The organism is Psychrobacter sp. Ps7, from assembly GCF_022129225.1.
Lineage (GTDB): Bacteria > Pseudomonadota > Gammaproteobacteria > Pseudomonadales > Moraxellaceae > Psychrobacter > Psychrobacter immobilis_A.
The window spans coordinates 25593-50945 of the sequence record NZ_JADQAH010000014.1; the positions used below are offsets into that span (position 1 = coordinate 25593).

Consider the following 25353-nt stretch of genomic DNA (forward strand, 5'->3'; position numbering starts at 1 on the left):
ATTAATCATGACCTGGGTTGGTGCGCATAAAGTGCGGCACAAAATTACAGGGGCGTGTGCGACTATCGAGCTGCTCTTGTAAGATACCTTCCCAAGCAGTGCGGCAAGCGCCTGATGAGCCGGGTAAGCAAAAAATGCCTGTACCATTTGCCATACCAGCTACGGCGCGAGATTGGATGGTAGACATGCCTATATCGTCTTTTGAGATTAAGCGGAACATCTCACCAAAGCCATCAACCGATTTATCAAATAATACGCCGACCGCTTCTGGCATGCTGTCGCGAATATAAAAGCCAGTACCGCCAGTGGTGATAATAGCGTGCACATTTGGGTCGGCAATCCAGCCACTGATGACGGCTCTGATTTTATAAATATCATCAATAATCAGCTGACGATCAGCCAGCTGATGACCTGCTGTGGTCAGTTGGTCAACCAAATACTGCCCTGAGGTATCTTCTGCAAGAGTACGACTATCAGAAACCGTCAAGATGGCGATATTAAGCGGGGTAAAGGGTGCTTGCAGCTTACTCATGAATAATCCTTAATAAATACGCTTGTTATGGAAATAGAAGTTTTTATTATTGATACATTATTGATTTTATCCACCAATCATCGACAAATTATTCATCATGCCGCTGTTTGATTCGTGAAGATGATGATGCTCAGGTTTAATCGGCATAAAGCTGTGCAGGGTATTAACGAGTCCTGTGACATCATCGTGTGCTAGATGCTGACGAATATCGTAATTACCTTGGTCAAACAAGCACAAATGAACCTTGCCTTGACTACTGACCCGTAAGCGATTGCAGCTATCACAAAAATGAGCAGCGTAAGGGGCAATCATACCGATACGCCCCTGATAATCTGGATGGCTGTATTCTATCGCTGGTCCATCGTTGCTGCCACGTATATGAGTTCGCCAGCCATTTTTTAATAAGTAATTGGTAATAATATCGGACTGTGCATGCTGTGCAAAAAATAAATCGCTATTATCACTGGTCTGCATAAATTCAATAAAGCGATAAGTAACAGCTCTATCTTTGATATATTCGATAGCATTCATCAGATTCTCAAAGGCGGTTTCAGCCATTAAAATACTGTTTATTTTTAGCTTAATATCTGTGGTCGCAAGCAAAGTATCCATATCAGCCAAGAGCTGCGGCAACATATCAAAGCCAGTCATTTTATGGAAGGTTGCGGCATCAAAGCTGTCCATACTGATATTGAGCTGATTCAGTCCAGCCGCTTGCCAGCTGGCTAAGTGCTTACCAAGTTTATAACCATTACTGGTCATGGCAACGGTTTCAATGCCTTTGGTGTTTTTGATGGTTTTAATAATATCTACCACATCACGGCGTATAGAGGGTTCACCGCCTGTAATCCTGACTTTTTTAGTACCAACTTCGGCAAATCCGCGGATTAACGTGGCAATTTCAGTAACGCTAAGCTCATTTTGTGGTGGTTTGCCTTGATAGCCATCTGGCAGACAATATTCACAGCGAAAATTACAGAAATCAGTAATCGATAGACGCAAATAGGTGAGACGTCGTGCGAAACCATCGGTTAATGGTTGAGAGAGCGTGACCGGAAAATACGTCGACGTGCTAGCAGCTTTCGTTGCAACGTTCGATGATGAGTCACCATCAAAAATAACGGGTGCAGCGGCAGGCGAATACAATTGCGCATTACCTAGGGTAGGGGCAAGATGGTTCATAGATGATTACCATTAATATTAAGTATAGTGTGTACTTTTAGGCGTTGCCTCAGGTTGTGAGTGGGAAGTTCTATTTAAACACGATTATGACAGCTTGCTAGCAAATAACCATTCACCGTAAGTGACCCAAAAACTACCACTAAAGTAGTAGATGCTACTTGGTTGTGATTTTTAAAATCAACATACGCCCCAAGCAGTTTCTCATGATTCATGGCTAATCAACAGTATAAAGAATGATTAACTGTGTAACGCTTTATACCCTTGATTAGCCAGGCAGCTTTTTAGCTATACTGTTATTAATGATTCAATTATTTAGCTGTTGTTTAGCGATTATTTAGTAATGCAACCAAGGGAAAGGCTGCACTTTTACGGTTTCACCAGCGGCTATATTGCCAGAATCTTGTGCTAGTACAATAAAGCAATTGGCGTGGCTTAGTTGTTTGATACGGTGTGATTGTTGCTTGGTAAAGCTTTCAACTTGGAAATCGCCAAGTTCGTTTTGGGATAATATGCCTCTTTGAAAATCCATCCGTCCTGCTGATTTTTTGATATCATTTTTAAGTGTTGCAGTGAGACTTAACTGCATAGGTCGCTCTTGTGGCGCAGCGCCTGCCATTTGCCACAAGGCTGGGATCACAAATTGCAGACTACCAACGATGGTCGATAGCGGATTGCCGGGTAAGCCAAAATATAGCACGGGCTTGGCAAGATCTTTAGTTAGCTCGCCAAAGACAAATGGCTTACCGGGCTTCATCGCCACTTTATAGTGGTTAATCTGCCCAAGCTGCCCAATGACGGTGGTTAAAAAATCATAGTCGCCAACCGATACCCCAGCCGTGGAGATAAGGACGTCGCACTCTTGCATCGCTTGGGTTACGGCGGTGGTGGTTTTATCTAAATCATCAGCAATGATGCCATAATCTCGAATAGTGATGGGCAAGTCAGAGAGCAAGCTTTTTAGGGTAGGCGTGTTAGAGTTATAGATTTGCGCCAAGCTGGTCAGCTCATTGCCAATGGCAACTAGCTCATCGCCTGTTGCGAGTACACCAACGGTTAAAGGCTGATATACCGTCACTTGACCAAAGCCCAAATTCGCCAATAAGCTAATATCAGCAGGATTTAAGCGCTTACCCTTTAATAAAACCGCTTCGCCAGCTTCAATTTCTTCGCCTTGTTTACGGATATTGTCATCATGCTTAGCGTCTTGACTGAGGGTAATAGCATAAGGCTGTGATTTATCAATGCGGTCTTTTATGGCGGCAAAGTTGGTATTTTCTTGCATGATGACCGTATCACAGCTGTCAGGAACGACCGCACCGGTAAAAATACGCACCCCTTGTCCTGCTGAAATTTCACCACTATAAGGACTGCCTGCTTGTGATTCACCCACAATATCAATCGTACTGTCTGCTGAGAGTATGCTGTCTTTAGCGATCGCATAACCATCCATCGCCGATAGATTTTGTCTTGGTATGGCAAAAGGCGAGACAATATCTTCTGCCAATATATGATGACGGCTGTCTAATAAGTCGTAGCACGCGACCGCTCTTTTATGTAGCGAATAGTCGTTAGTATTATAAGTTTCTATGCGCTGCTGTATTTCAGAGATAAGTCCTGCAACCGTAATCATAAACGTCTACTCATTTTATTAATATTGAACTGTGTTATTGATAATGAACGACACATAGCATAAAAAGGGTATTGTATCACAAGAACCTTTATACCATAGCAGCTACTTTATAACATAAGAATTAAGTGACCGACAGTGGACTGCTTAGCCGCGGAATATATTCTCTTGCTCAAGCGTCATCTCGATACCTTGGATATCAGCCTCATGCGCTAAGGTAAACAAGTAATCGCATAATGATTGGTGAAAGGCTTGTTGGCTCAGTTTATTATGGATCGCAGGGCTGACTTGCTCATAAGTCATCTGTATGCCAGGTTCCTTATTGAGCACCTCAACGATGTGAAAACCGTAACGGCTTTCGATAGGGCTTGGCGCAAGTCCTTTATCGAGCTTAAACAATACACCTTCAAACTCTGGTACGGTTTGACCTTTGCTAATCACACCCAGTTCGCCGCCTTGCTCTTTTGAAGGGCAAGCCGAATGCTGGCGTGCCAACTGGATAAACTCGGCATCAGGATTGGCGTTATTTTTGATTTGTTCGATAAACTCATACGCGGTCTTTTTAAGCTTTAAGCGCTCATCGCCATCTTCAGGCGGGCATGCCAATAAAATATGGCGTACAGTCATGATGGGATCAGTCTTAAAGTCAGTCATATTCTGCTTATAATAGCGCTCACAGGTTGCCATATCTGGCATCGTTGCTTGAACGTTTTTGTCTATTAAAGTAGAAATAGCTTGCTCTTCGTCGTTTTCCCATGCCGCTTCACCAAGGCTTGGCTCATCTAAAACCGCCAATCTCAGTAATTCGCGCACAACCAGCGCTTGCGTCGCTAAAAATACTGCGTCTTCTTTGTTTTCTGCTGGATGATATTGCAGCTCTTGAGCGATATTGGTTCTATCTATCATCACCCCATTGACCGTCACTGAAGGCAGCTCATCACGGCTAGAAGCAATCAGGTTTTTATGGTTGCTGCGCTCTTCCGCCATTGCTTTTTCGATGAACTCTTGGTCAGAATGCGGTTTTTGCAAATCAGACAAGGTTGGCATTACTCTAAGAATATCATCACTGCGACCAGTAGGAGTGTGATCGGCATGACTGTGACTGTGATTATCATTACCATGGCTGTGATGATTACCACTGTGCACATGAGCGTTTTGGTTGGTCGCATGGTCGGCTGGATTGTAGGTACTGACAGTCATGGCTTTGCTCCACTAAGGATTCTGGTAATAGAAATTCTAAAATATAGGGCGTGTTGATTCATCGTTAAAGGTAAGGGAAAGAGCAATATCTAGGTGAGGATAGGGTTAAAAATGCCGTTCCATTTAGATACTGCTCTACAGCTTTACTGGGAGTTCTTTTGTCTGACAATTTGATAGCGACGCCCGAAATACCAAATTGGTGCGCTAATGATATGAATAAGCCGTGTAAACGGAAATATCGCGATCAGAGTGATGCCTAGCGCCATGTGCAGCTGATAAATTAAGTCAGTTTGCTCAATGCGCGCCGCTGCCTGCAAAGGTCTTAAAATTGTGATGTCCTGTGCCCAGCCTGCCAAATTCATCATGGTATAGCCATCTAAATGTTTCACTGACGTAAAGATGGACAGTAGACCCAAGTTCAGCTGGATAAATAACAGCACCAGTACCAGCTTGTCTGAGAACGATGAGGTGTTTGAGATACGGTCATCGGTAAAGCGTCGCCACATGAGCATGACTAAGCCAAACCAACAAAACACCCCTGCGATACCCCCAACGACCACTGCTAAAATCTGCTTATGTCCGGCGCTGATAAATCTGTCATAAAGAAAATGCGGTGTCAACATGCCAAATAAATGACCGAGGAGCACCACGATAATGCCAACGTGGAATAAGTTGCTGGCAAGGCGCATGTTTTTGCTTCTGAGCATTTGCGTCGAGCCTGTCTTCCATGAATACTGAGATAAATCAAAACGTACCCAAGTACCAATAATAGCGATGGTCAATGCCACATACGGATAAACACCAAAAAGGAAAATTTGTAGCCAGTTTAGGTTGGCTAAAGACTGCACACTAGGATCTGCGATATTCATGTCCTTTCTCCTTATTATGATTTAACCGGCTGGTTGGTTTTAAAATCTACCCAGTGCACTGGAGCATCGACCGCATTAGCAGCAGAGGCATTTTTTATACCAGCTTTTGCTGCAAGATTTTGGGTACTTGTTTGTGACGGGCAGCGCTCTTCTTGTTGCGCATCTAAAAACGTCACCACTTCTTCTTCCCATTCTTTGTCTAATGCCTCAAAGCTGTCATCACGCTTTTCTTTACTGATTTTTTCTTGGTACTCTTCAACGATATCGAGCGGTTTACCAGCGATTTGCAATAGCGCATTAAAGCAGCCTTTATACAAGCTACCGCGACCCTCTAATCTGGCAGCAAGCAAAGCGAGGATATGGCTAACATCAGCGATATCCATACGAATTTGAATGTCGTCTTCGATAATGGTTGCTTGATACGCTAAAAATTCGAGATACAAAGGCAGATAATCAGGCAGCTCTTTGACGCTAATCTCAAAGCCCGCTTCTTGATACTGACCCATCAAATCGACCATCGCTTGACCACGGTCGCGCGATTCGCCATGTACATGCTCAAACAACCATAGTGATAAAGAACGCCCGCGCTCAAACAGACCGTCATAACGCGCTTGCGCCTCAAGAGAGCCGGTATCGATTAAATCTTCAATCAAGTCGATGATTTGTGTCCGTACTTCTGGGCTAATCAGCGTTGATTTGGCGACAATCTCTGTGCAGTCAGCTAAGGTATCGCCTAAAAACAGCTCATTACTTGGATAGTCGATAAGTAGGCTGAGTACCTTGAGTAGCTTCAAATCCGAGTTGCCGATGGTTGGTTGGGTAATTGGCTCATGCACTGAAGTGCTGTTATTAAGTTGAGTAGTTTGCATCTTATGACTCCCACTTTTGGACAGTATCGATGAAATCGCGGCGATTGGTTTTGCGTTGTCCAAACATGCTATTGTCCGAATGTCCTGAACAGCCTTCGCCAAAGGTGAATCCGCAACCATTACGCTCAGCGAATGCATCACTCAATGCTTCTTCACGATGCGCCGTTGGAATTACAAAGCGGTCTTCGTAGTTAGCGATAGCGAGATAGCGATACATTTCTTCCACTTGCAGCTTGGTCAAACCCACATCATCCAAAATACTTTGGATTTCTTGTTTTTCAACCAATTGCATACGCTTGTAGCTCCGCATAGCAAGTAGGCGCTTCAATGCTAGACGAACTGGCTCTTCATCGCCTGCGGTAAGCATGTTTGCTAAATAACGCAGTGGAATACGTAAACTGTCGACATCTGGAATGAGACCATCCATACCGACTTTGCCTGCTTCAGCAGCATTTTGAATCGGTGATAATGGCGGTACATACCAAACCATCGGTAGCGTGCGGTATTCAGGGTGTAGCGGTAGCGCAAGTTTCCAATCCATCGCCAGCTTATAAACTGGTGAGCGCTGCGCTGAATCAATGACCGATTGCGGTACACCGTCTTTTAATGCTTGGGCGATAACAGCAGGGTCATTTGGATCTAAAAATACGTCTAACTGTGCTTGATAAAGGTCTTGCTCGTTAGGTGTGCTTGCTGCTTCAGCGATTTTGTCAGCATCATAAAGCAGTACGCCCAAGTAGCGGATACGACCAACACAGGTTTCTGAACAAACGGTCGGTAAGCCGGCTTCGATACGTGGATAACAGAAGATGCATTTTTCAGATTTCCCCGACTTCCAGTTGTAGTAAATCTTTTTATACGGGCAGCCTGAGATACACATGCGCCAGCCGCGACATTTTTCTTGGTCAATCAAGACAATGCCGTCTTCTTCACGCTTATAAATCGCGCCACTTGGGCATGACGCCACGCAAGTTGGGTTCAAGCAATGCTCGCACAGACGCGGCAAATACATCATAAAGGTGTTTTCGTATTCGCCATAAATCTCCGCTTGAATATTGTCAAAGTTCTTATCTTTGCGACGTTTTTCAAACTCTGAGCCGAGGATTTCTTCCCAGTTAGGACCCCATTCAATCTTTTGCATACGCTTGCCAGTAATGGCTGAGCGCGGGCGGGCGATAGGTTGATGGTTGCTGATAGGTGCGGTATGCAGATGCTGGTAATCGAAATCAAACGGCTCGTAATAGTCATCAATCTCTGGCAGGTCAGGGTTGGCAAAGATATTGGCGAGTACTCTGAACTTACCACCGATACGCGGATTGATAGTGCCATTGGCATTGCGTATCCAACCGCCTTTCCATTTGGTTTGGTTCTCCCACTCTTTGGGATAGCCGATACCGGGTTTTGATTCAACGTTGTTAAACCACGCATACTCCATACCTTCACGGCTGGTCCAGACGTTTTTACAGGTGACTGAGCAGGTGTGACAACCGATACATTTATCAAGGTTAAGCACCATGCCGACTTGCGAACGAATTTTCATGGATCTGTGCTCCAAATAATAGTAAAAAAGCAGCTTTATGTTCTTCCTAGATATCCTGAAATCAGGATATCTTTTCGATAGAAGAAATAGCTTTACCCTTCAATGCTGGTTGGTAATGGACGTGGCAATTCGTTATCGGGTTTGTCTTCTAGCCAGTCGATTTTTGACATTTTACGAATCACGACAAATTCATCACGGTTACAACCGACGGTGCCATAATAGTTAAAGCCATAAGACTGCTGAGCATAGCTGCCAATCATATGTGTCGGTTTCAAAATCGTCCGAGTGACCGAGTTATGGATACCGCCACGCGTGCCTGTTTGCTCAGAGCCTGGAATGTTGACCAGTTTTTCTTGGGCGTGATACATCATGGTCATGCCTTCTTTAACGCGTTGGCTGACGATGGCACGGGCAGTGATTGCCCCATTAGCATTGAACAGCTCAATCCAATCGTTATCGACGATGCCAGCTTTTTGGGCATCGACTTCTGACATCCAGACACAAGGTCCGCCGCGACTTAGGGTCAGCATCAGCAAGTTTTCAGAGTAGGTACTGTGGATGCCCCATTTTTGGTGCGGTGTTAAGAAGTTCAGTACAATCTCTTTATTGCCATTTGGCTTAGCGTCTTTGAGCAGCTCAGTGGTCTTGGTGTCGATAGGTGGACGATACTGCTGCATTTGCTCACCAAACGCCTGCATCCAAGGATGGTCTTGATAAAACTGCTGGCGACCAGTAATCGTACGCCATGGAATCAGCTCATGGACGTTGGTATAACCAGCGTTATAACTGACCTGATCCGACTCAATGCCTGACCATGTCGGGCTTGAGATGATTTTTCGCGGCTGTGCGACGATATCTTTAAAGCGGATTTTTTCGTGTTCGCTAGATTTGGCAAGATGAGTATGATCGCGACCGGTGAACTCAGAGAGTGCAGCCCAGCCTTTTACGGCGACATGACCATTGGTCTCAGGCGCCAACATCAAAATCATTTCAGAGGCATTGATAGCAGTGTTGAGACTTGGTCTGCCTTCAGAGATACCCGTTTCAGTCACGCGGTGGTTTAAATCCCCCAGCTGTTTGACCTCGGTTTTCATATCCCAATTCAAGCCTTTTGAGCCATTACCCAGTTTTTCTAAGGCAGGACCCATAGAAGTGAACTTTTTATAAGTACTCGGATAGTCACGCTCAACCACTTTAATCATTGGGCAGTTTTTACCCGGTACAGGTTTTTCGCCAGCCGTTTTCCAGTCAGTGCCACCAAATGGCTGTGCTAATTCACCCGGGGTGTCATGTTGCATTGGCAAGGTGACAACGTCAGTTTCAACACCTAAATGACCTTTTGATACTTCAGAGAAGCTCTTGGCAATGCCTTTATAAATTTCCCAATCGGTCTTAGATTCCCACGCAGGGTCAGTCGCGGCGGTTAATGGGTGAATGAATGGATGCATGTCTGAGGTATTCATGTCATCTTTTTCGTACCAAGTTGCAGTCGGTAGCACGATGTCAGAATACAAACAGGTAGAAGACATGCGGAAGTCTAACGTGACAACCAAGTCTAATTTACCAGTCGGGCCTTTTTCTACCCAATCGACTTCTTTTGGTTGTAGGTGACCCTCTGCATTTTCTTTATTGAGCAAGCCGTTTTTGGTGCCCAAGAAATAATGCAGCATATATTCATGACCTTTACCTGATGAGCCCAATAGGTTTGAGCGCCAGATAAACATGTTGCGCGGGAAGTTGGCTGGGTTATCAGGTGATTCACAAGCAAAGCGTAAGCTGCCATCTTCTAGAGAATCGACCACATATTCTTCCACGCCTTTGCCACTTTCTTTGGCTTTGGCAGCGATGGTCAGTGGATTGCGGTTTAATTGCGGCGCTGAAGGCAACCAGCCTGCGCGCTCTGCTTGAATGTTGTAATCAAGCATATGCTCAGGGAAGAACTTTTTATCGACGAGAGGCGAGAGGATTTCATGGGCAGAAATAGTCTCATGACGCCACTGTGAGCTGTGATTGTAGAAGAAGCTCGTGCCATTCATATGACGCGGCGGACGATGCCAATCAAGTGCAAAGGCCAATGGCAACCAACCCGTTTGAGGGCGCAGTTTTTCTTGACCAACATAATGCGCCCAGCCGCCGCCAGATTTGCCGATACAGCCGCACAGCATCAGCATGTTAATCACGCCGCGATAGTTCATGTCTAGGTGATACCAGTGGTTCATACCCGCGCCGATGATAATCATCGATTTACCATGAGTCTTATGGGCGTTTTCAGCGAATTCACGCGCGACTTGGATGACGCGCTCACGGCTCAAACCAGTGATGACTTCTTGCCAAGCAGGCGTGCCCGGTACGGTGGCATCGTTATAGTCATCGGTGACATGCTCGCCGCCAACGCCATTATCCACGCCCAAGTTGGCAACGGTTAGATCAAAGACGGTCGCAACGATAGCGGTGCTGCCATCGGCAAGGGTAATGGTTTTACAAGGAACGGTTTTTTGCTGTATTGCTTCACCCGGTACCGAGGTGAAATGTGGGTGATCCACATGACCAAAGTAATCAAAGCCGACTTTGCAGGTCTCATTACTGTCTTTTAAAGTCAATGTTAGGTCAATTTCTGCGCCTGTCGTACCATTTTTTTGCTCAAGGTTCCATTTGCCTTTTTCGCCCCAACGATAGCCAATCGAGCCAAGTGGAGAGACCAGCTCGCCATCACTATTTAGACCGATGGTTTTCCATTCAGGATTGTTTTCTTGACCTAAATTAGCGATTAAGTCAGAAGCGCGTAGATAGCGACCAGCACGGCGCGCGCCTTCTTCACCTTCTAGCATCACAAGTACTGGTAAATCGGTATAGCGTTTGGCGTAATCTAAGAAATAGTCACTTGGCTGCTTAAGATAAAACTCTTTGATAATGACATGACAGAATGCTTGCGCAACAGCCGCATCAGTACCTTGTTTTGGGTTTAGCCATAAGTCAGTTAACTTAGAAACCTCAGCATAATCAGGGGTGATAGAAACGGTCTTAGTGCCTTTATAACGGACTTCAGTAAAGAAATGCGCGTCTGGTGTACGCGTTTGTGGAACGTTTGAACCCCAGGCAATAATATAATCAGAGTTGTACCAATCGGCTGATTCTGGCACGTCAGTTTGCTCACCCCAAACCATTGGCGACGCTGGTGGCAGGTCACAATACCAGTCATAGAAGGACAAGCAGACACCGCCAATCAACGATAAATAACGACTACCTGCCGCGTAACTGACCATCGACATCGCAGGAATCGGAGAGAAGCCAACGATACGGTCAGGACCAAAGGTTTTGGCGGTATAGACATTACTGGCGGCGATGATTTCATTAACTTCCGCCCACGTTGAGCGAATAAAACCGCCCAAACCGCGCTTGGATTTATACTGTTCTGCTTTGATAGGGTCTTGGACAATGCTGCCCCACGCATCGACTGGATCAGGATACTGCGCTTTGGCTTCACGCCATAATTTGAGAAGCGGCTTACGTACTTTAGGGTATTTCACACGGTTCGCTGAATACATGTACCAGCTGTAGCTTGCGCCACGAGGACAGCCACGCGGTTCGTGGTTTGGTAAGTCTGGACGGGTTTCAGGATAGTCAGTTTGCTGCGTCTCCCATGTGACCAAGCCGTTTTTTACGTAAATTTTCCATGAGCAAGAACCGGTACAGTTGACCCCATGCGTTGAACGCACGACTTTGTCATACTGCCAACGGCTACGATACACATTTTCCCAGTCACGAGACTCATCGCGCGTCTCACCATGCCCATCGGAGAATTCGCCCTTTTTACGTTTAAAAAAACGGAATTGGTCGAGTAAATGGCTCATTTCGCTATCCTCTGTATTATTGCCTATGGGGTATCTAAAGCTGAATGGCGTGGTAAAAACAACCCATTGCCCAAGCTGTAAATGTTTTTCGATGGTATTATTTTAAGTAAGCCATCGCCCTCTTACTATCCGCTAACATGAGCAGAGCACTACCACCTTAGTAGTAGCGGTAAATGATAAAATTTCCTTAAAAAATCGTTAAGTATTTATGAGTCGGGCTTATTTATAAGCAAAATATGGATTGGTAAAAATAAAAAAAGTGCTACTTACGCTGGCAAGTAGCACTATAAAGAGAGATGTTTTTAATTTAAAAATCTGTTTTTAGAGGATGATTTATACAAGGCTGCTTTAGCAAGGAATCTCAGCATTAGGGCGACTGTAATACCACCATGTCAACACAATACAGAGAACATAAAAGACAATTAAAGCGATAAAAGTACCATCAACACCCAGTCCTGAACCAAACATTTTTGGGACAAAGAATGCGCCATAGGCCGCTATCGCTGAGGTAAAGCCAACCACTGCTGCTGATTCTTTACGTATCTCGACAAACAATTCCTCTGTACCTGCTTTTTGAGGTTCAAGGCGTTCATGAAAGGTTCTGAAGATAACGGGAATCATGGTAAAGGTAGAGCCGTTACCGATACCCGTGGTGATAAACAGCACCATAAAGGAGATGAAGTATCCGACAAAGCTGCCCTCATGAGTCTCGCTAGGGAGGAAATACATCACCGCCACTACCGCCAATACCATCACGATATAGTTCCAAAAAGTCACTTTTGCGCCGCTGGTTTTGTCAGATATCCAGCCACCTAAAGGGCGAAATAGCGCACCAACTAAAGGACCTAAGAAGGCAAACTTAAGCGCATCAATGGCGGGAAATGAGTTTTTAATCAGCATCGGAAACGCGGCTGAAAAACCAATGAACGAGCCAAAGGTTGCCATATAAAGGATACACATGATCCAGTTATGTTTGCGTTTAAAGATAACGGATTGGTCTTTAAAGGAAGCTTTAGCAGTGGCAATATCGTTCATGCCAAACCATGCCAGTGCTGAAAATAGCAGAATAAAGGGTACCCAAATAAAGCCTGCATTTTGTAGATAGAACAGCTGACCGCTTGCAGAGACTTGTGGGTCGCCGCCTAAGCTACCAAAGGCTGCTACCAATATGATCATCGGTACAACGAACTGCATCACCGACACGCCAAGGTTACCCAAACCCGCGTTTAGCCCAAGAGCAGTGCCCTGTTCTGCTTTTGGAAAGAAGAACGAGATATTGGACATGGAGGAGGCAAAGTTACCACCACCGAAGCCACAAAGTAGGGCAATGATGGCAAATATCATAAATGGCGTATCAGGGTTCTGAACCGCATAGCCCATCCATAATGCTGGGATTAACAGGGATAAGGTAGATATCGCTGTCCAACGTCGCCCACCAAAGATAGGCACCATAAAAGAATAAAAAATTCGCAGCGTTGCCCCTGATAGTCCGGGCAGCGCGGCGAGCCAAAACAACTGCCCATCATCAAAATCAAAACCAATCTCTGGCAGACGGACGATGACGGCACTCCATACCATCCATACTGCAAACGCCAATAGCAACGATGGAATGGATATCCATAAATTTCTACGAGCGACTTTTTTGCCGCCTCCTTCCCAAAATTCTTCTACTTCAGGTCGCCAGTCAGTGATGAGCTTACCACCTTTGAAGTTGTAATTATTGCCCATGTTATTCCTCACTTAGTATCAGCTATGCCTAGTTATATTCAGTATTTTTGATCATCAAATGGCTGTCTAAACTTACAATAAACCGTAGCGCTTGCTCCTGTTAATATTGAAAGCAAAGAGCCGCCGTACAGGCTTATGAGCGCTATGAATCACTTGCTCTATCAAAAAATGATAACTCACGGTACTGTGTTATCCCGATGAAGAGTATTCATACATAGTGGTATACTGATGACTAAAAGGGGTATATTGCGGGCAGGTTTATCACTAAGGTTTTGCTTGTCGATGGACTGCTAATGGCGCTGTAGTATTTTTTATGCTGTATGTTTTTTGCTTTTGCGACGTTCAATTTTAAGATCTCAAATCCTTTGTGCAGAAAGTGTTTGATGGGAGCGCTATTAATCATGTCTAATCTACGACGGCAGTCTTTGTTCCTTCATATTTGGATTGCTATTACGATCATTGCTACTTTGTTTTTGATGTCAGCGATAGGCAGCGGTGCGCTCGCTTGGGTCGCAAAGTCTGATGCTGAGGCGATTAATACCGCAGGCTCGATACGCATGGCAACGTATCGTATTAGCTTTCAGCTAGCGACCGACTTTGCGGATAACCATCCCTTTAGCTCAAGCCTAAATATCAAACAAGATGGCTTAGATAGTGACAATGCGCCGCAGGTAGAAAAGCAAGACAGACTGGATTTCTCCAATAAAAGCGAGTCTGAAAAAATAGACATACTGGTTGAAGACATGGAGAGTCGTCTCAACAAATTACAAGCGTATCAACTGACCAGTGCCAACAGAGATAAGGTCATCAGTGATCAATGGAGCCAGATAAAATCACAATGGTTTCGTGATTTAAAACCAGCATTGTTGGCACAAGACAAGCAAGGTTTTTATAGTGATTCAACCAAGTATATTGACGATGTTAATCGTTTTGTTGGCGCGTTACAGGATCGAAATGAGCAGCGTCAGACATGGCAGCAAAATCTACAAATACTCTCACTGATACTGAGCATGATTATCATGCTGATAGGCGTACGGAGATTACAGAACTCAGTGCTAACGCCTATTCAACAACTCATTAAAGCCAATCGGGCGTTTAAAGAAGGCAAATATGATACGAGAGTGTCTATCAGCGGTTATAGAGAATTTGAAGCGCTTGGCAATTCTTTTAACGGTATGGCCAGTACCATTGAGAGGTATCAGCGCTCACTTGAGAGTGAGGTACAGACAAAGACTCAGCATCTGGTAAAAGCCAACCAAGCCTTATCATTGTTTTATGATTTCTCAAAGCAATTGACCAGTAGTCCTGTGAGCTTACATCGGCTTGATGAATTGATTACTGGCTTTGGGTGTATATTCCCATATTTAGATTTTACGCTGTGTATTCAAAGCAATATTCTAACCAATAAAAACTCTATAGCCCTGCACGATGATAGGATGAAGGAGCTATGTACCAAACTCACTTGTGACAGCTGCTCTATTAAAGAAGACGTTTATACCAAAACGTTTCCGATTATTCATCAAGATATAGAGTTTGGTGAGCTAAAGGTCAGACCAAAATCTGTCTTAATGACTAATAAAGCTTATGCAGAAGATAAGAAAAAAAGCGAGGAAGATTCAACACGTATCAAGGTAGTAGAGGTGGATAGTAGTTATTTAATTGCTAAAAACAATGAATTGATTGTCGTGCTGACCAATCTCGTCAGCACCGCCTTATCCCTACGCAGACAAAGGCAGCAAGACCATCAGCTTATTCTACTTGAAGAGCGCTCGACCATTGCTAGGGAGTTGCATGATTCTTTAGCACAATCATTGTCTTATCTAAAAATACAAGTCAGCGTGCTCGAAAAACATCTGCAACTGTCTACTGATAAAGACAGTGGGCTGGTGGTGTTTGATGAGCAAAGTCAAATCAAGGTTGGGCAGCATATCAGTCAAATAAAAATGGGTCTGAACTCTGCTTATCATGAGCTGCGAGACTTATTGACGACTTTTCGCTTGACGATTGATAGCGGCAATTTTGATGAAGCTTTATATGAGGCGGCTGATGAGTTTGCTGTAAAAGGGCAGTTTGACATAAAGGTCAACAATCAAATCCTATCCTTGAATCTAACGGCAACCGAACAAGTACATCTCATTCAAATTATAAGGGAGGCGTTGTCGAATATCAGTCGCCATGCCCACGCTAACAGCGTCACTATCGATTTGGTTTATGATGATGAAAGTAATTATGTAGCGATGATGGTCAATGATGACGGCGTTGGCATATCAGGGACTGTCAATCAGACCCAGCATCATGGTCTAATGATTATGAAAGAGCGTGCCTATAAATTAGGCGGTGATTTGATTATCTCTAATAATGTACCCGCAGGTACCAGCGTCATCGTCAGGTTTGTACCCAGTTTCTTTACGGATTATATGGCTGAGCAAAACTAAGTGAATAGGCTTAGTAAACGCTCTTAACCACTGCATTGTTTTTTTTGTAGCATTTTTCAATTTGTGAGTATTTTATGACTACTAAAGTTTATACGTCTGCTTCTCCGGCTCGGCTACTATTGGTCGATGACCATCCTATGCTGCGCCGCGGTGTCGCAGAACTGCTCAGTCTCGAAAGTGATGTCACCGTCGTTGGTGAGGCGAATAACGGACAAGAAGCGTTGGATTTTTTGGCAAACAATCCGGTCGATCTGGTCATTCTAGATCATAAAATGCCAGTGTTGACTGGTATCGAAACCTTAAGAGAAATCAAAGCCAGAAATATTGACGTGGCTACCTTGCTATTTACAGTTTCTGACAGCGGAGAAGACGTGCAAGAAGCGTTGAAATTAGGGGTGGATGGCTATTTGCTAAAAGATATGGAGCCTGAGTTAATCATCGTCGATATTAGAAAAGTGTTGCGTGGTGAGCTGGTTATCAGTCCCAATTTGGCTTCAATATTGGCGCAAACATTACGTACACCAAGCATTGAAGATATCGCTGGCAATCTCACTACTAGAGAGTTGCAAGTGATTCAAATGATTGCGGAAGGCTTAAGTAATAAAATGATCGCCAACAAACTGGATATCGCAGAATCCACAGTAAAAGTGCATGTTAAGCATATTTTGAACAAAACTGGACTACGCACACGGGTAGAGGCGGCAGTATGGACCGTGAATCATTTATCAAAGTAGTCGTTTGTCAAAATGGTTATTTATCGAAGTAGTTGTTTTTTTGAAATCGCTACTTTTATAAAAAATCATAGGTCATCTCAATAACCTCTATGACATGTCTAGATAGCTCTCTATATCAGTCAAAAAAAAGCTACCGAGCAGTGATGCTGGGTGGCTTTTTTATTTTATAAGCTAATCAAATTAGCCTTCTTCAGCGGCAATTTGACGATCGACCGAGGACATCTTGTATTCGTCACCAAAGGCATCTTCAGGCTCTTTTAACCAGAAGAAACAAAGTACCCAAGCGATAAATGCACCTATCGCAATGATAAAAAAGAACTGGTTTGGTTCGACCAAGGTAAATATAAATAGATAGAACACAGCGCCCACATTGCCATAAGCCCCCGCCATACCAGAAATTTGACCCGTTAAGCGCCGTTTAATTGAGGGGATAATACCAAAAGTTGCACCTTCTGCCCCTTGTACAAAGACTGAGCATAGAATCGTAAAGACGACCGCGATAAACAATGGCCACTCTGCATTCAGCAATCCCATCAATCCAAAGCCGATACCGATGCCGAACATGTATACCAACATCACCAAGCGACGATTGCCGACCTTGTCAGAGATATAGCCGCCAAGTGGTCGCGCCCATAAGTTAACAAAAGCAAAGGTCGATGCGACTAACCCTGCGACGGTAGGGTCGAGCTTCCACGTTGCGGCAAAGAACATCGGTAGCATAGAGACGACCGCCAGCTCTGCGCCAAAGTTAGCAAAGTAGGTGACATTTAGGGCGGCAACAGAGGTAAAGGGGTATTTGTCATCCTCAGGGATACCCGCTTTGAGAATGGGTACGTTGACACTGATGGCTTTGTAAATTTGGTAAATAACCACCACAGCGATGAGAGTATAAAACCCCCAAGCGCCTGTTTCGCTCAGGAATCCCATGTTTTTGGTACGATAAACCAATACGCCCAATACGCCATATAAAGGAATAATAAATAGGCAATATAATAATAAATCTCTCCAACTCGATACCTCTAAAGCACCCGCCTTACGTGCTTTTTTATGGGTATCTTGTGTAGGACCATCGGTGATTAAAAACCAGTAGGCTACCCCGTAAGCGGCCATCAGTAAGCCAGATAATGCAATTGCCCAGCGCCAACCGTCATCACCACCAAAGAACTGTAGCGCAACCGTGGGAATGGTAATCGCTGCGGCAGCTGAACCAAAATTACCCCAGCCTGCATAAAACCCTTCGGCAAAGCCAATGTTTTTTGGCTTAAACCAAAGGGCAGTCATGTGAATGCCAACGACGAACCCTGCGCCCACGATAGACATAAATAGGCGAGCGACGAACAGCTGCATCGCGGAATCACCAAACGCGAAGAACCATGTCGGTATCGCCATGACGACCATCAGTATGGAAAAAACGCGACGCGGACCGAAGCGATCCAATGCCATGCCGACTACCACTCGCCCTGGAATGGTCAAAGCAACGTTGGCAATGAGAAATAATTTGATATGTTCAGAAGTTAAGTAGCTTTCGGCCTCTAGCATAGAAGTGGCTAGTGGCGCCATATTGAACCAGACATAAAAGGTCAGAAAAAAAGCAATCCACGTATAGTGGAGCGCTCTTATATCACGGCGTTCAACCTCAAGTAGCTCTTTTGCATGCATGACAAGTATTCTCCACCGTCGAACTGGATAGTTTAGATGGAGTTAATGTAGCAATAAGTAAGCTCGCTAGCCATTAGGCGAAAGCAGTATGAATGTCATTTCACATACTACTTAATGGGGATTAAAAAGTGGCTTTAATATCCTATATATTGATGGTTAACTAAGATGATATGAGGATAGCAATACATTTGAAAATATGATGCGCTATAGTAATAATAACCATTACTGTGCGTGTTTTTCTCGTTTACCAATCCTTTTTATTCACAAGTAAGCTGTTAATAAACAGGATTGGGATACACCCATCAAATTAGCCAAGGAGTTACCATGAGTCATACTGTCGCCTCAAACCCCGTCATACCCAGCCATTGGAAAATAAAGCGTTCGACCCACTTTTTTACTAAAGATAAAGTCCCAAAAGCCTTGTTGACTCATCACAATACAGCAGAGGGCGTATACGGCCAAATTTGTGTCATGCAAGGCACGGTAACCTTTTATGGCTTTGCTGATGAAGCCGCCACTGAACCTGAAAAAACCATTGTTATTAAAGCAGGGCAGTTCGCTGTCAGTCCGCCTCAATATTGGCACCGCGTAGAATTAAGTGATGATGCCCAATTTAATATTAATTTTTGGACAGAAGCGGATACTGGTAATAAGTCGCTGTTCAATAGCTCAAAGATACACAGCAAGCCTATCGAAAAGTTATTTGATCAGTCGGATGAATCATAAGGGCTATATATATGAATCAGCTATTAAAAATATCCTATTTATAAGCAAAAAAATAAGGCCACGAATGGCCTTATTGTATTAAGAGTTTTGATAGTAAGGATAATCATTATAGCCAATTTCGGTGCCGCCATACATCGTGGTAGGATCTGCCTCATTGAGTGGCCAATGATTGGCGATGCGCTCAGGTAAATCGGGATTAGCAATAAAAGGACGACCAAAAGCAAATAAATCGCCATAACCTTTAGCTAGCATATGCACCGATTTTTCCGTCGTGTATTTACCTGCATAGATAATGCGTCCTGAAAACTCAGCTCTGACGGCTTGATAAAACGTCTCTGGTAAATCAGGAGCATTGTCCCAGTCAGCTTCTGCAATAGATAAATAAGCGATGCCCGCTTGTTCAAGTACTTTAATCGCTTCAATATACGTATGATGTGGATCTGATTCCACTAGCCCTAAATACACGCGAGTCTCATCTGTGCTAGCAAACAGTGGCGCGAAACGTACGCCTAAGCGATCAGCACCAACCACTTCACTGACGGCAGCCACGATTTCTTTTAAGAAATGCAAGCGATTGGTCAATGAACCGCCATACTGATCATCACGTGTGTTGCTATGCTCAGAGATGAACTGATTCACCAAATAGCCATTGGCACAATGCAGCTCGACGCCATCAAAACCTGCCTCCAATGCATTGCGTGCGGCTGCCGCATACATAGCGACCAGTTCACTAACTTCATCAGTACTGAGTGCGCGTGGCTCACTAGGATCGGCTAACGCGCCTGCACCTGGTGCTGTTTCTATAAATACTTTTACATTGTCAGCAGTGATAGCTGATGGTGCAATTGGCTGAGCGCCTTGTGGTTGTAAGCTGGTATGAGACACGCGACCCACATGCCAAAGCTGAGCGAAAATGATACCACCTGCTGCGTGTACCGCTTGAGTGACCTTTTTCCAGCCTTCGATTTGGGCATGCGAATGTATGCCTGGCGTCCACGCATAACCTTGACCCCTCGGCTCAATTTGCGTGCCTTCAGTGACCATAAAACCTGCAGAGGCGCGCTGGGCATAGTAGCTTGCCATTAATTCATTAGGAATATTGTCCGGTTGCGTGCTGCGAGAGCGTGTCAACGGTGGCATGACAATACGGTTTTTTAACGTATATGGTCCAAGTGTGACAGATGCAAATAATGGGCTGGTATCGATATTAGATGGTTCCATAAAACTCTCTTTTAAAACAAATGGACTGGGTTATTGTTTAAACCACTGAGCTTGTTTTGATGCTTTATTACTGCGTAAGTAAGGTTGGTAAGCATAGAGTTTCATAGATACAATTGGAAACAGGATTTTGTTGTTTAAGATACAATTATAAATGGTACATGTTATGAATGGAATTAACCGACTCGATATCAAGCAGCTGAGAGTGCTACATGCGTTGCTTGATCTAAAAAATCTCTCACAAGTCGCGCGCAAAATGGGGCTGACACAACAGGCAATCAGCGAACAATTACGTAAGCTGCGTGATTTGTTTGATGATCGTTTGTTTATTCGTCAAGGCAATAGCATGGTGGCAACCCCCAAAGCGCTATCGATGCAGCAACCCATTAGTCGCATATTAGAGCAGTTAGAAGCACTGTTAGAGCCGGATGTGTTTTCGCCGCAGACTTATAAAGGCGTATTTACGATTAGCGCGACCGACTATGCGACGCAGGCATTATTACCGCAGTTGTTTCATATAACGCGCCGCGACGCGCCTGATTTGAAATTAATCGTGCGTGATTTTGCCTCAGACAATGTCAATCAGCTTATTGCGGCAGGCGAGCTTGATCTGCTGATTACTTTCCCAGAATTTATTCCTGATAACTTGGTTTATGTGACGCTACTTGAAGAACAACATTTCTGCATTACTGGTTGCAATAACGATTTTACAACAGAGCCGCTGTCACTGGCACAAATTGCCGCACACTCGCAGCTGGTGGTGTCACCTTCACGCGCTAACTTGCGTGGTTCTCATGATCAGTGGTTTGCAGAAAAAGGTCTTAAACGAAACATCGTTATGTCCGTTCCTAGCTTTTCTGCGGTGCCAGATATCCTTTATACAACCGATATGATTGCATTTTATCCTTCGCGTTTATTACCAAACAGTCGGGTTAAAGAGCTTAAAGTGGAAGCCCTGCCACCCACATTTAAGGTGATAGCAGCATGGCACCCACGTACCAGTCACAGTGGTATACACCGTTGGCTGATTGAACAGTTACAGCAGTTATCCAAGTCTGACTAAGGCATGTCCTTAGTTCAACCAATGAACATTTAAATGGGCTAAAAATGGCTAAATTTTGTTAAAAATCGTCAAACAGCACCGTTACTATACCGATATTAACGGTGCTGTTTTCCTCGTTTAACGGCAATTTATCTTATTTCTATCACAATTTTTAAAATGAGGACAGGCCCTAGAGCGTTATCGTTTTTATTTTTCGTCATTAGTTTTACTAAAGCCGTTTTTATCAAAGCTGCACTAAAGCCGTTTTTATCAAAGCTGCTTTTATCAAAACTAACATTGCTGATGCCAGACCTACTTATGCCAAAGCCCTTTGATTGCTTCCCACTGCTGAGTAAATATTGAGTCATTGCCGTTGGTGGATTGATTGGCTTTTGGCAATATGTGCTCGTAATAAGTACCTTTAAGAAGCTTAGTTAATAGACCTTCGCCGATGAAACCCTTACCATCATTGAGTGTATTCGCGGCTTTTAGTAATTGACGGATATCGTATTGTAATGGGTTTATATCGGGGACTTGTTTTTGCACATTTAGTAGCTCATAAACTGCGACACGAGCAGTACGAACAGAGCTCTCCATGGTAAATACCACATCATTATGTGTCTCGACGAACTGACCGACTAGACCCATATTGACACAACCATCAGGGACTATCTCAGGACGATCGCCTTTAGCACGAGGCATAAACATTGAGGTAATGTAGGGCATATAAGCCGTTCTGACGATGGTATTGGCCATGATATTCTCTATATCATCGAGGATGCCAAGGTGATGACAGAGTTCGCTCAAGATCTCTTTGCCTGTACATTCTGGGATGGGTTTTTTGACATAATTGCCTTCTTTATCCATAAACAAGGCATATAGCCATACGACTAGCGTGTCTTTTGGCTGATCAGGGAAATGCGGTTGACGGTTACAAGTAAAGCTCATCAACCAGTTTGAATCCGTAATCGTAATGATGCCACCGGTCACTGTTTTACCCGTATAAGGATCGTTGACAGACAGCGTTTTGAGCTTATCAATAAAGGCAGACGGCTGGCAGGTCAACGTCGCCGACATCCAAGCAGATTTATCCACATGCTGATTAAATTTTTCTGGGTGACCAAAGACGTCAGATTGCTTAGCCAGATTATTCCATACTTTCCAACCAGACGATTGTCCCATGCTGTCTTTCGTAAAGTCCAGCGTCGGCGCAGTATTATCATCACCATAGCGGGTATCTTCGGTCATGGAGCCAGTCGTCACGATGACGAAATCATTGCTACCCATAGGAATGGTGGTTTGCTCACTCGCTTTCTCCGTGATGATGGCTTTGACCTTTTTGGTGCCTGTTACTTTATCAGCATGCTCAAACTCAAGGTCTAAATCGGTAACGAGCGTGTCATACTGAAACTGCACGCCTTTATCTTTTAAATAATTTTGTAGTGGCTTAACAAAGCTATCAAATTGATTGTATCTTGGGAATACCAGCGCAGACATGTCGTTTAGACCGTCCAATGCGTGTAAAAATCGATGTGTATAAAGCTTAAACTCAAGTAAGCTGTGCCAGTTTTCAAAAGCAAACATGGTTCGCCAAAACGTCCAGAAGTTACTACTCAAAAAGCTGTCATCAAAATACTCTTCAATAGTGATATCGTCTAGCTCTTCCTTAGGTTTTAATAGCAAACGAATTAAAGCGAGTTGGTTGGTTTTACTCAATCCCAGTTGACTGAAGTCTTTTATCTCGCCTTGCTTATGGATCAGGCGTGCAATAGAGTAATTGGGATCGGTGTCATTTGCTATGCGATACTCATCCAAGGTGCTATAAGGCGCAGGCATTTCAAGAGCGGGGATATCTTGGAATAAATCCCAAAAGTTTTCGTAAGTGAAATCCATTTCACGACCGCCGCGCACCATATATCCCGTTTCAGGATTGCCGCTACCATCTAAGGAGCCACCTGCCACGTCAAGATGCTCTAAAACGGTAATGTTTTCAGCAGATACTTTGCCATCTCGGATGCAGTAATAAGCACTAGCCAAACCTGCAATACCGCCCCCAACGATATAAACCTTACTGTCCTGATAAGCGTCAGTGGGCGTCCCAATATTGCGCTGATAATTACCAATTTGATCAGGGAAGGGTAAGCGCTTGCCTGGTATGTTTGCTACACGGGTTTTACTGGCATCAGGCTGGTGGATAAATGTGTCGTGGTCTACCGGATTATTGGTTTGAGTCTTTATAATTTTCATAGTTTCATCCTTATTGAGTAAGACTGATATAAAAGGTTATTTGACTAAAATGAAGGGTTTATAGACAGACTATAGGGTGTTTTTATTAAACAATAATGACATCGGTTGAAAGTAACATAAGTACTTATTTGCCAAATTATGCGTTATCCATTGGCTAATGGCTGACTATTTATGATGGTTGCTAACCACAATCACCTCTATGCAATTACGTAGGTGCTGTTTCATACGCTCCAGCAACGGCACAACCTTGATAGCTTTTATTATCATAAGTTAACGTCACCGTAAATTCATTTTGATAGCCATTATCATCGGTACAAATCTGGCTATTTATATTCATAATAATAGGCTTGCCGCTAACGGTACTCACGTATTCCACACCTTCAGCATAGGTCGAACGAGAGACAACGATGGTCGTTGGTTTCAAAAAATCTGCTTCAATGCTGAGTTGGTTGCCATCAATTACTGTGCGCCAACTTTTTTCTGTATTACCAAAAGCGGTGAATGCTGATAACGGTTCTTCGGCGCTGGACTTCTCCATGCTTAGCTGTTCGTCAGCGTTCTCTTTTGCCGTGTTGTTAATGACCGCTGTTGATTCTTTTGCCGTGGTTGGTGGATGACTACTACAAGCCATTAGTGCAAGACTACTTGCTAAGCACAAAGTACTAAAAAACAAAGAGCGCATCGCTTTTCCTTTAATATTTAAAAGAGAAAGACTTTGTGAGCGTCTTTCTTTATGGTTAGTTGAATAGCTGTATGAGCGAGTTATATCAAGCTCTGAGTGTACAGCAGATAGGCTTTGCAATCAGTGATAAGTGGCGGTGATCCGCGATATTATATAAAATACAAACACACCCTCTATATTAGTATTATTAATATAACATATGTATAAAATTTCACAGTACAGAACAAGATAAACTTGGCAGACTCTATAATCATAGATATATTGATGACATAAATAGAAAAATTAGCGACTGATTTTCTAATTTTGTAACTATGCTATCAATAAGAAAATCACTTTTATCGATGATGAGCTGCGTATCTTGTTAACTGGTTATGCGGATCTGAATGCCGTGATGGATTCTGTGAATGAGGGCGAAATTTATCGCTATATCACTAAGCCATGGCAAAATGACGAACTCAAAAAAATTGTTAATAAAGCCACAGAAATTGCTCAGCAAACGCAAGAAATCACGCAAAATTCTATTAAAAATGATGCAACTCAAAACCGTGTTAATAGTGGCACGGTTAGCAATCGCCATATATTGGTACTAGACGATGATGAGAGTGTCTATCAACAAATAAAAATTCATTTTAAGAGCGCTTATACTGTGAGCTGGGCGAGTAACCTTGAACAGGCCGCAAAGTTATTACAAAAAAAACGCTTTGGTGTCACGATTACAGATTCGACGCTCAATAAAGAAAATATTACGCCCATCGTTTATGCCTTAAAAAATATCCAGCCAGATCTAATGGTGCTGATGTTGACTGAATTCAAAGATGCTCATATGGTCATTGATTTAATTAATAAGGGTCAGGTATATCGCTGTCTACCACGTCCGACTAACTTCTCTATCATGAGTATCAGTCTTGATCGGGCTTTTGATCATCACGAAAGATTGGTGCAGCAGCCGATACTGGCAGCTCGTCATCATGTTGAAGAAGTGCCGGAGTTAGAGGCTTTTAATTTTTCTGAAAGGTTGAAAGGTTTCTTTGCCAAATTCAGGGGTTGGCGCATTAGTAGATAAAAAAATAGGGCACACTAAAAATGCCCTATCTATGATTTAAACGTATCATTGCCTCCTATGTACATGAGAGACGTTTTTATTGCTCGTGATTTATTTGCTCGTGATTTATTTGCTCGTGATTTATTTGCTCGTGATTTATTTGCTCGTGA

At 43.7% G+C, this 25353-nt stretch carries 18 protein-coding genes; 5 read left to right on the forward strand and 13 right to left on the reverse strand.

Going from position 1 to position 25353, the window contains the following annotated elements; genetic code table 11:
* Position 1: 1 nt before the first annotated feature.
* The 9 genes from moaB to I3257_RS06945 all read right to left on the reverse strand — a co-directional run bounded on the left by moaB (position 2) and on the right by I3257_RS06945 (position 13398).
* On the reverse strand, positions 2-532 hold the full coding sequence (gene moaB, locus I3257_RS06905; protein WP_060491600.1) for a molybdenum cofactor biosynthesis protein B: 531 nt from the start codon (positions 530-532) through the stop codon (positions 2-4).
* A 66-nt stretch (positions 533-598) separates the two neighbouring features.
* The gene (gene moaA / locus I3257_RS06910) at positions 599-1714 is read right to left on the reverse strand and encodes a GTP 3',8-cyclase MoaA (RefSeq protein WP_238049211.1); all 1116 of its coding nucleotides are present in this window, start codon (positions 1712-1714) and stop codon (positions 599-601) included.
* A gap of 334 nt (positions 1715-2048) precedes the next feature.
* Positions 2049-3344, reverse strand: coding sequence for a gephyrin-like molybdotransferase Glp (glp, locus tag I3257_RS06915; RefSeq protein ID WP_238049212.1), 1296 nt, complete (start codon positions 3342-3344; stop codon positions 2049-2051).
* A gap of 144 nt (positions 3345-3488) precedes the next feature.
* Positions 3489-4541 carry a peptidylprolyl isomerase gene (locus tag I3257_RS06920; protein WP_238049213.1) on the reverse strand — a complete coding sequence of 351 codons (1053 nt, stop codon included), beginning with the start codon at positions 4539-4541 and terminating at the stop codon, positions 3489-3491.
* 143 nt (positions 4542-4684) lie between these two features.
* Complete coding sequence (gene narI / locus I3257_RS06925; protein ID WP_045447153.1) at positions 4685-5410, reverse strand: respiratory nitrate reductase subunit gamma; 726 nt, start codon at positions 5408-5410, stop codon at positions 4685-4687.
* Positions 5411-5424: 14 nt separating this feature from the next.
* Positions 5425-6279: a nitrate reductase molybdenum cofactor assembly chaperone gene (narJ, locus tag I3257_RS06930; RefSeq protein WP_238049214.1), complete on the reverse strand. Its 855-nt coding sequence runs from the start codon at positions 6277-6279 to the stop codon at positions 5425-5427.
* Between the two features lies 1 nt (position 6280).
* The gene (gene narH / locus I3257_RS06935; protein WP_238049215.1) at positions 6281-7819 is read right to left on the reverse strand and encodes a nitrate reductase subunit beta; all 1539 of its coding nucleotides are present in this window, start codon (positions 7817-7819) and stop codon (positions 6281-6283) included.
* Between the two features lie 92 nt (positions 7820-7911).
* Entirely contained in the window at positions 7912-11670 is a 3759-nt protein-coding gene (locus tag I3257_RS06940; RefSeq protein WP_238049216.1) for a nitrate reductase subunit alpha, read from the reverse strand.
* A 348-nt stretch (positions 11671-12018) separates the two neighbouring features.
* Positions 12019-13398 carry a NarK family nitrate/nitrite MFS transporter gene (locus I3257_RS06945; protein ID WP_238049217.1) on the reverse strand — a complete coding sequence of 460 codons (1380 nt, stop codon included), beginning with the start codon at positions 13396-13398 and terminating at the stop codon, positions 12019-12021.
* A 401-nt stretch (positions 13399-13799) separates the two neighbouring features.
* Between I3257_RS06945 and I3257_RS06950 the strand changes: the two genes are divergently transcribed.
* Together I3257_RS06950 and narL are read left to right on the forward strand one after the other, a co-directional pair.
* Positions 13800-15833, forward strand: coding sequence for a histidine kinase (locus I3257_RS06950; protein WP_238049218.1), 2034 nt, complete (start codon positions 13800-13802; stop codon positions 15831-15833).
* A 74-nt stretch (positions 15834-15907) separates the two neighbouring features.
* Positions 15908-16567 carry a two-component system response regulator NarL gene (gene narL, locus I3257_RS06955; protein ID WP_045447151.1) on the forward strand — a complete coding sequence of 220 codons (660 nt, stop codon included), beginning with the start codon at positions 15908-15910 and terminating at the stop codon, positions 16565-16567.
* A 180-nt stretch (positions 16568-16747) separates the two neighbouring features.
* On the opposite strand, the gene I3257_RS06960 is transcribed toward narL, so the two are convergent.
* Complete coding sequence (locus I3257_RS06960; RefSeq protein ID WP_238049219.1) at positions 16748-18226, reverse strand: MFS transporter; 1479 nt, start codon at positions 18224-18226, stop codon at positions 16748-16750.
* A gap of 324 nt (positions 18227-18550) precedes the next feature.
* Here I3257_RS06960 and I3257_RS06965 point away from each other — a divergent pair, with 324 nt between their 5' ends.
* Positions 18551-18952, forward strand: a complete 402-nt coding sequence (locus I3257_RS06965; RefSeq protein ID WP_055125082.1) for a DUF1971 domain-containing protein — start codon at positions 18551-18553, stop codon at positions 18950-18952.
* A 78-nt stretch (positions 18953-19030) separates the two neighbouring features.
* Here I3257_RS06965 and I3257_RS06970 read toward each other — a convergent pair whose 3' ends face one another.
* Positions 19031-20158 carry an alkene reductase gene (locus I3257_RS06970; RefSeq protein WP_238049236.1) on the reverse strand — a complete coding sequence of 376 codons (1128 nt, stop codon included), beginning with the start codon at positions 20156-20158 and terminating at the stop codon, positions 19031-19033.
* Between the two features lie 178 nt (positions 20159-20336).
* On the opposite strand from I3257_RS06970, the gene I3257_RS06975 reads away from it, so the two are divergent.
* Complete coding sequence (locus I3257_RS06975) at positions 20337-21233, forward strand: LysR family transcriptional regulator (protein WP_201600212.1); 897 nt, start codon at positions 20337-20339, stop codon at positions 21231-21233.
* Positions 21234-21524: 291 nt separating this feature from the next.
* Here I3257_RS06975 and I3257_RS06980 read toward each other — a convergent pair whose 3' ends face one another.
* Complete coding sequence (locus I3257_RS06980; protein WP_238049220.1) at positions 21525-23459, reverse strand: oleate hydratase; 1935 nt, start codon at positions 23457-23459, stop codon at positions 21525-21527.
* Between the two features lie 205 nt (positions 23460-23664).
* The gene (locus tag I3257_RS06985) at positions 23665-24141 is read right to left on the reverse strand and encodes a hypothetical protein (protein WP_238049221.1); all 477 of its coding nucleotides are present in this window, start codon (positions 24139-24141) and stop codon (positions 23665-23667) included.
* A 358-nt stretch (positions 24142-24499) separates the two neighbouring features.
* Here I3257_RS06985 and I3257_RS06990 point away from each other — a divergent pair, with 358 nt between their 5' ends.
* Positions 24500-25204, forward strand: coding sequence for a response regulator (locus I3257_RS06990; protein WP_238049222.1), 705 nt, complete (start codon positions 24500-24502; stop codon positions 25202-25204).
* Positions 25205-25353: the final 149 nt, after the last annotated feature.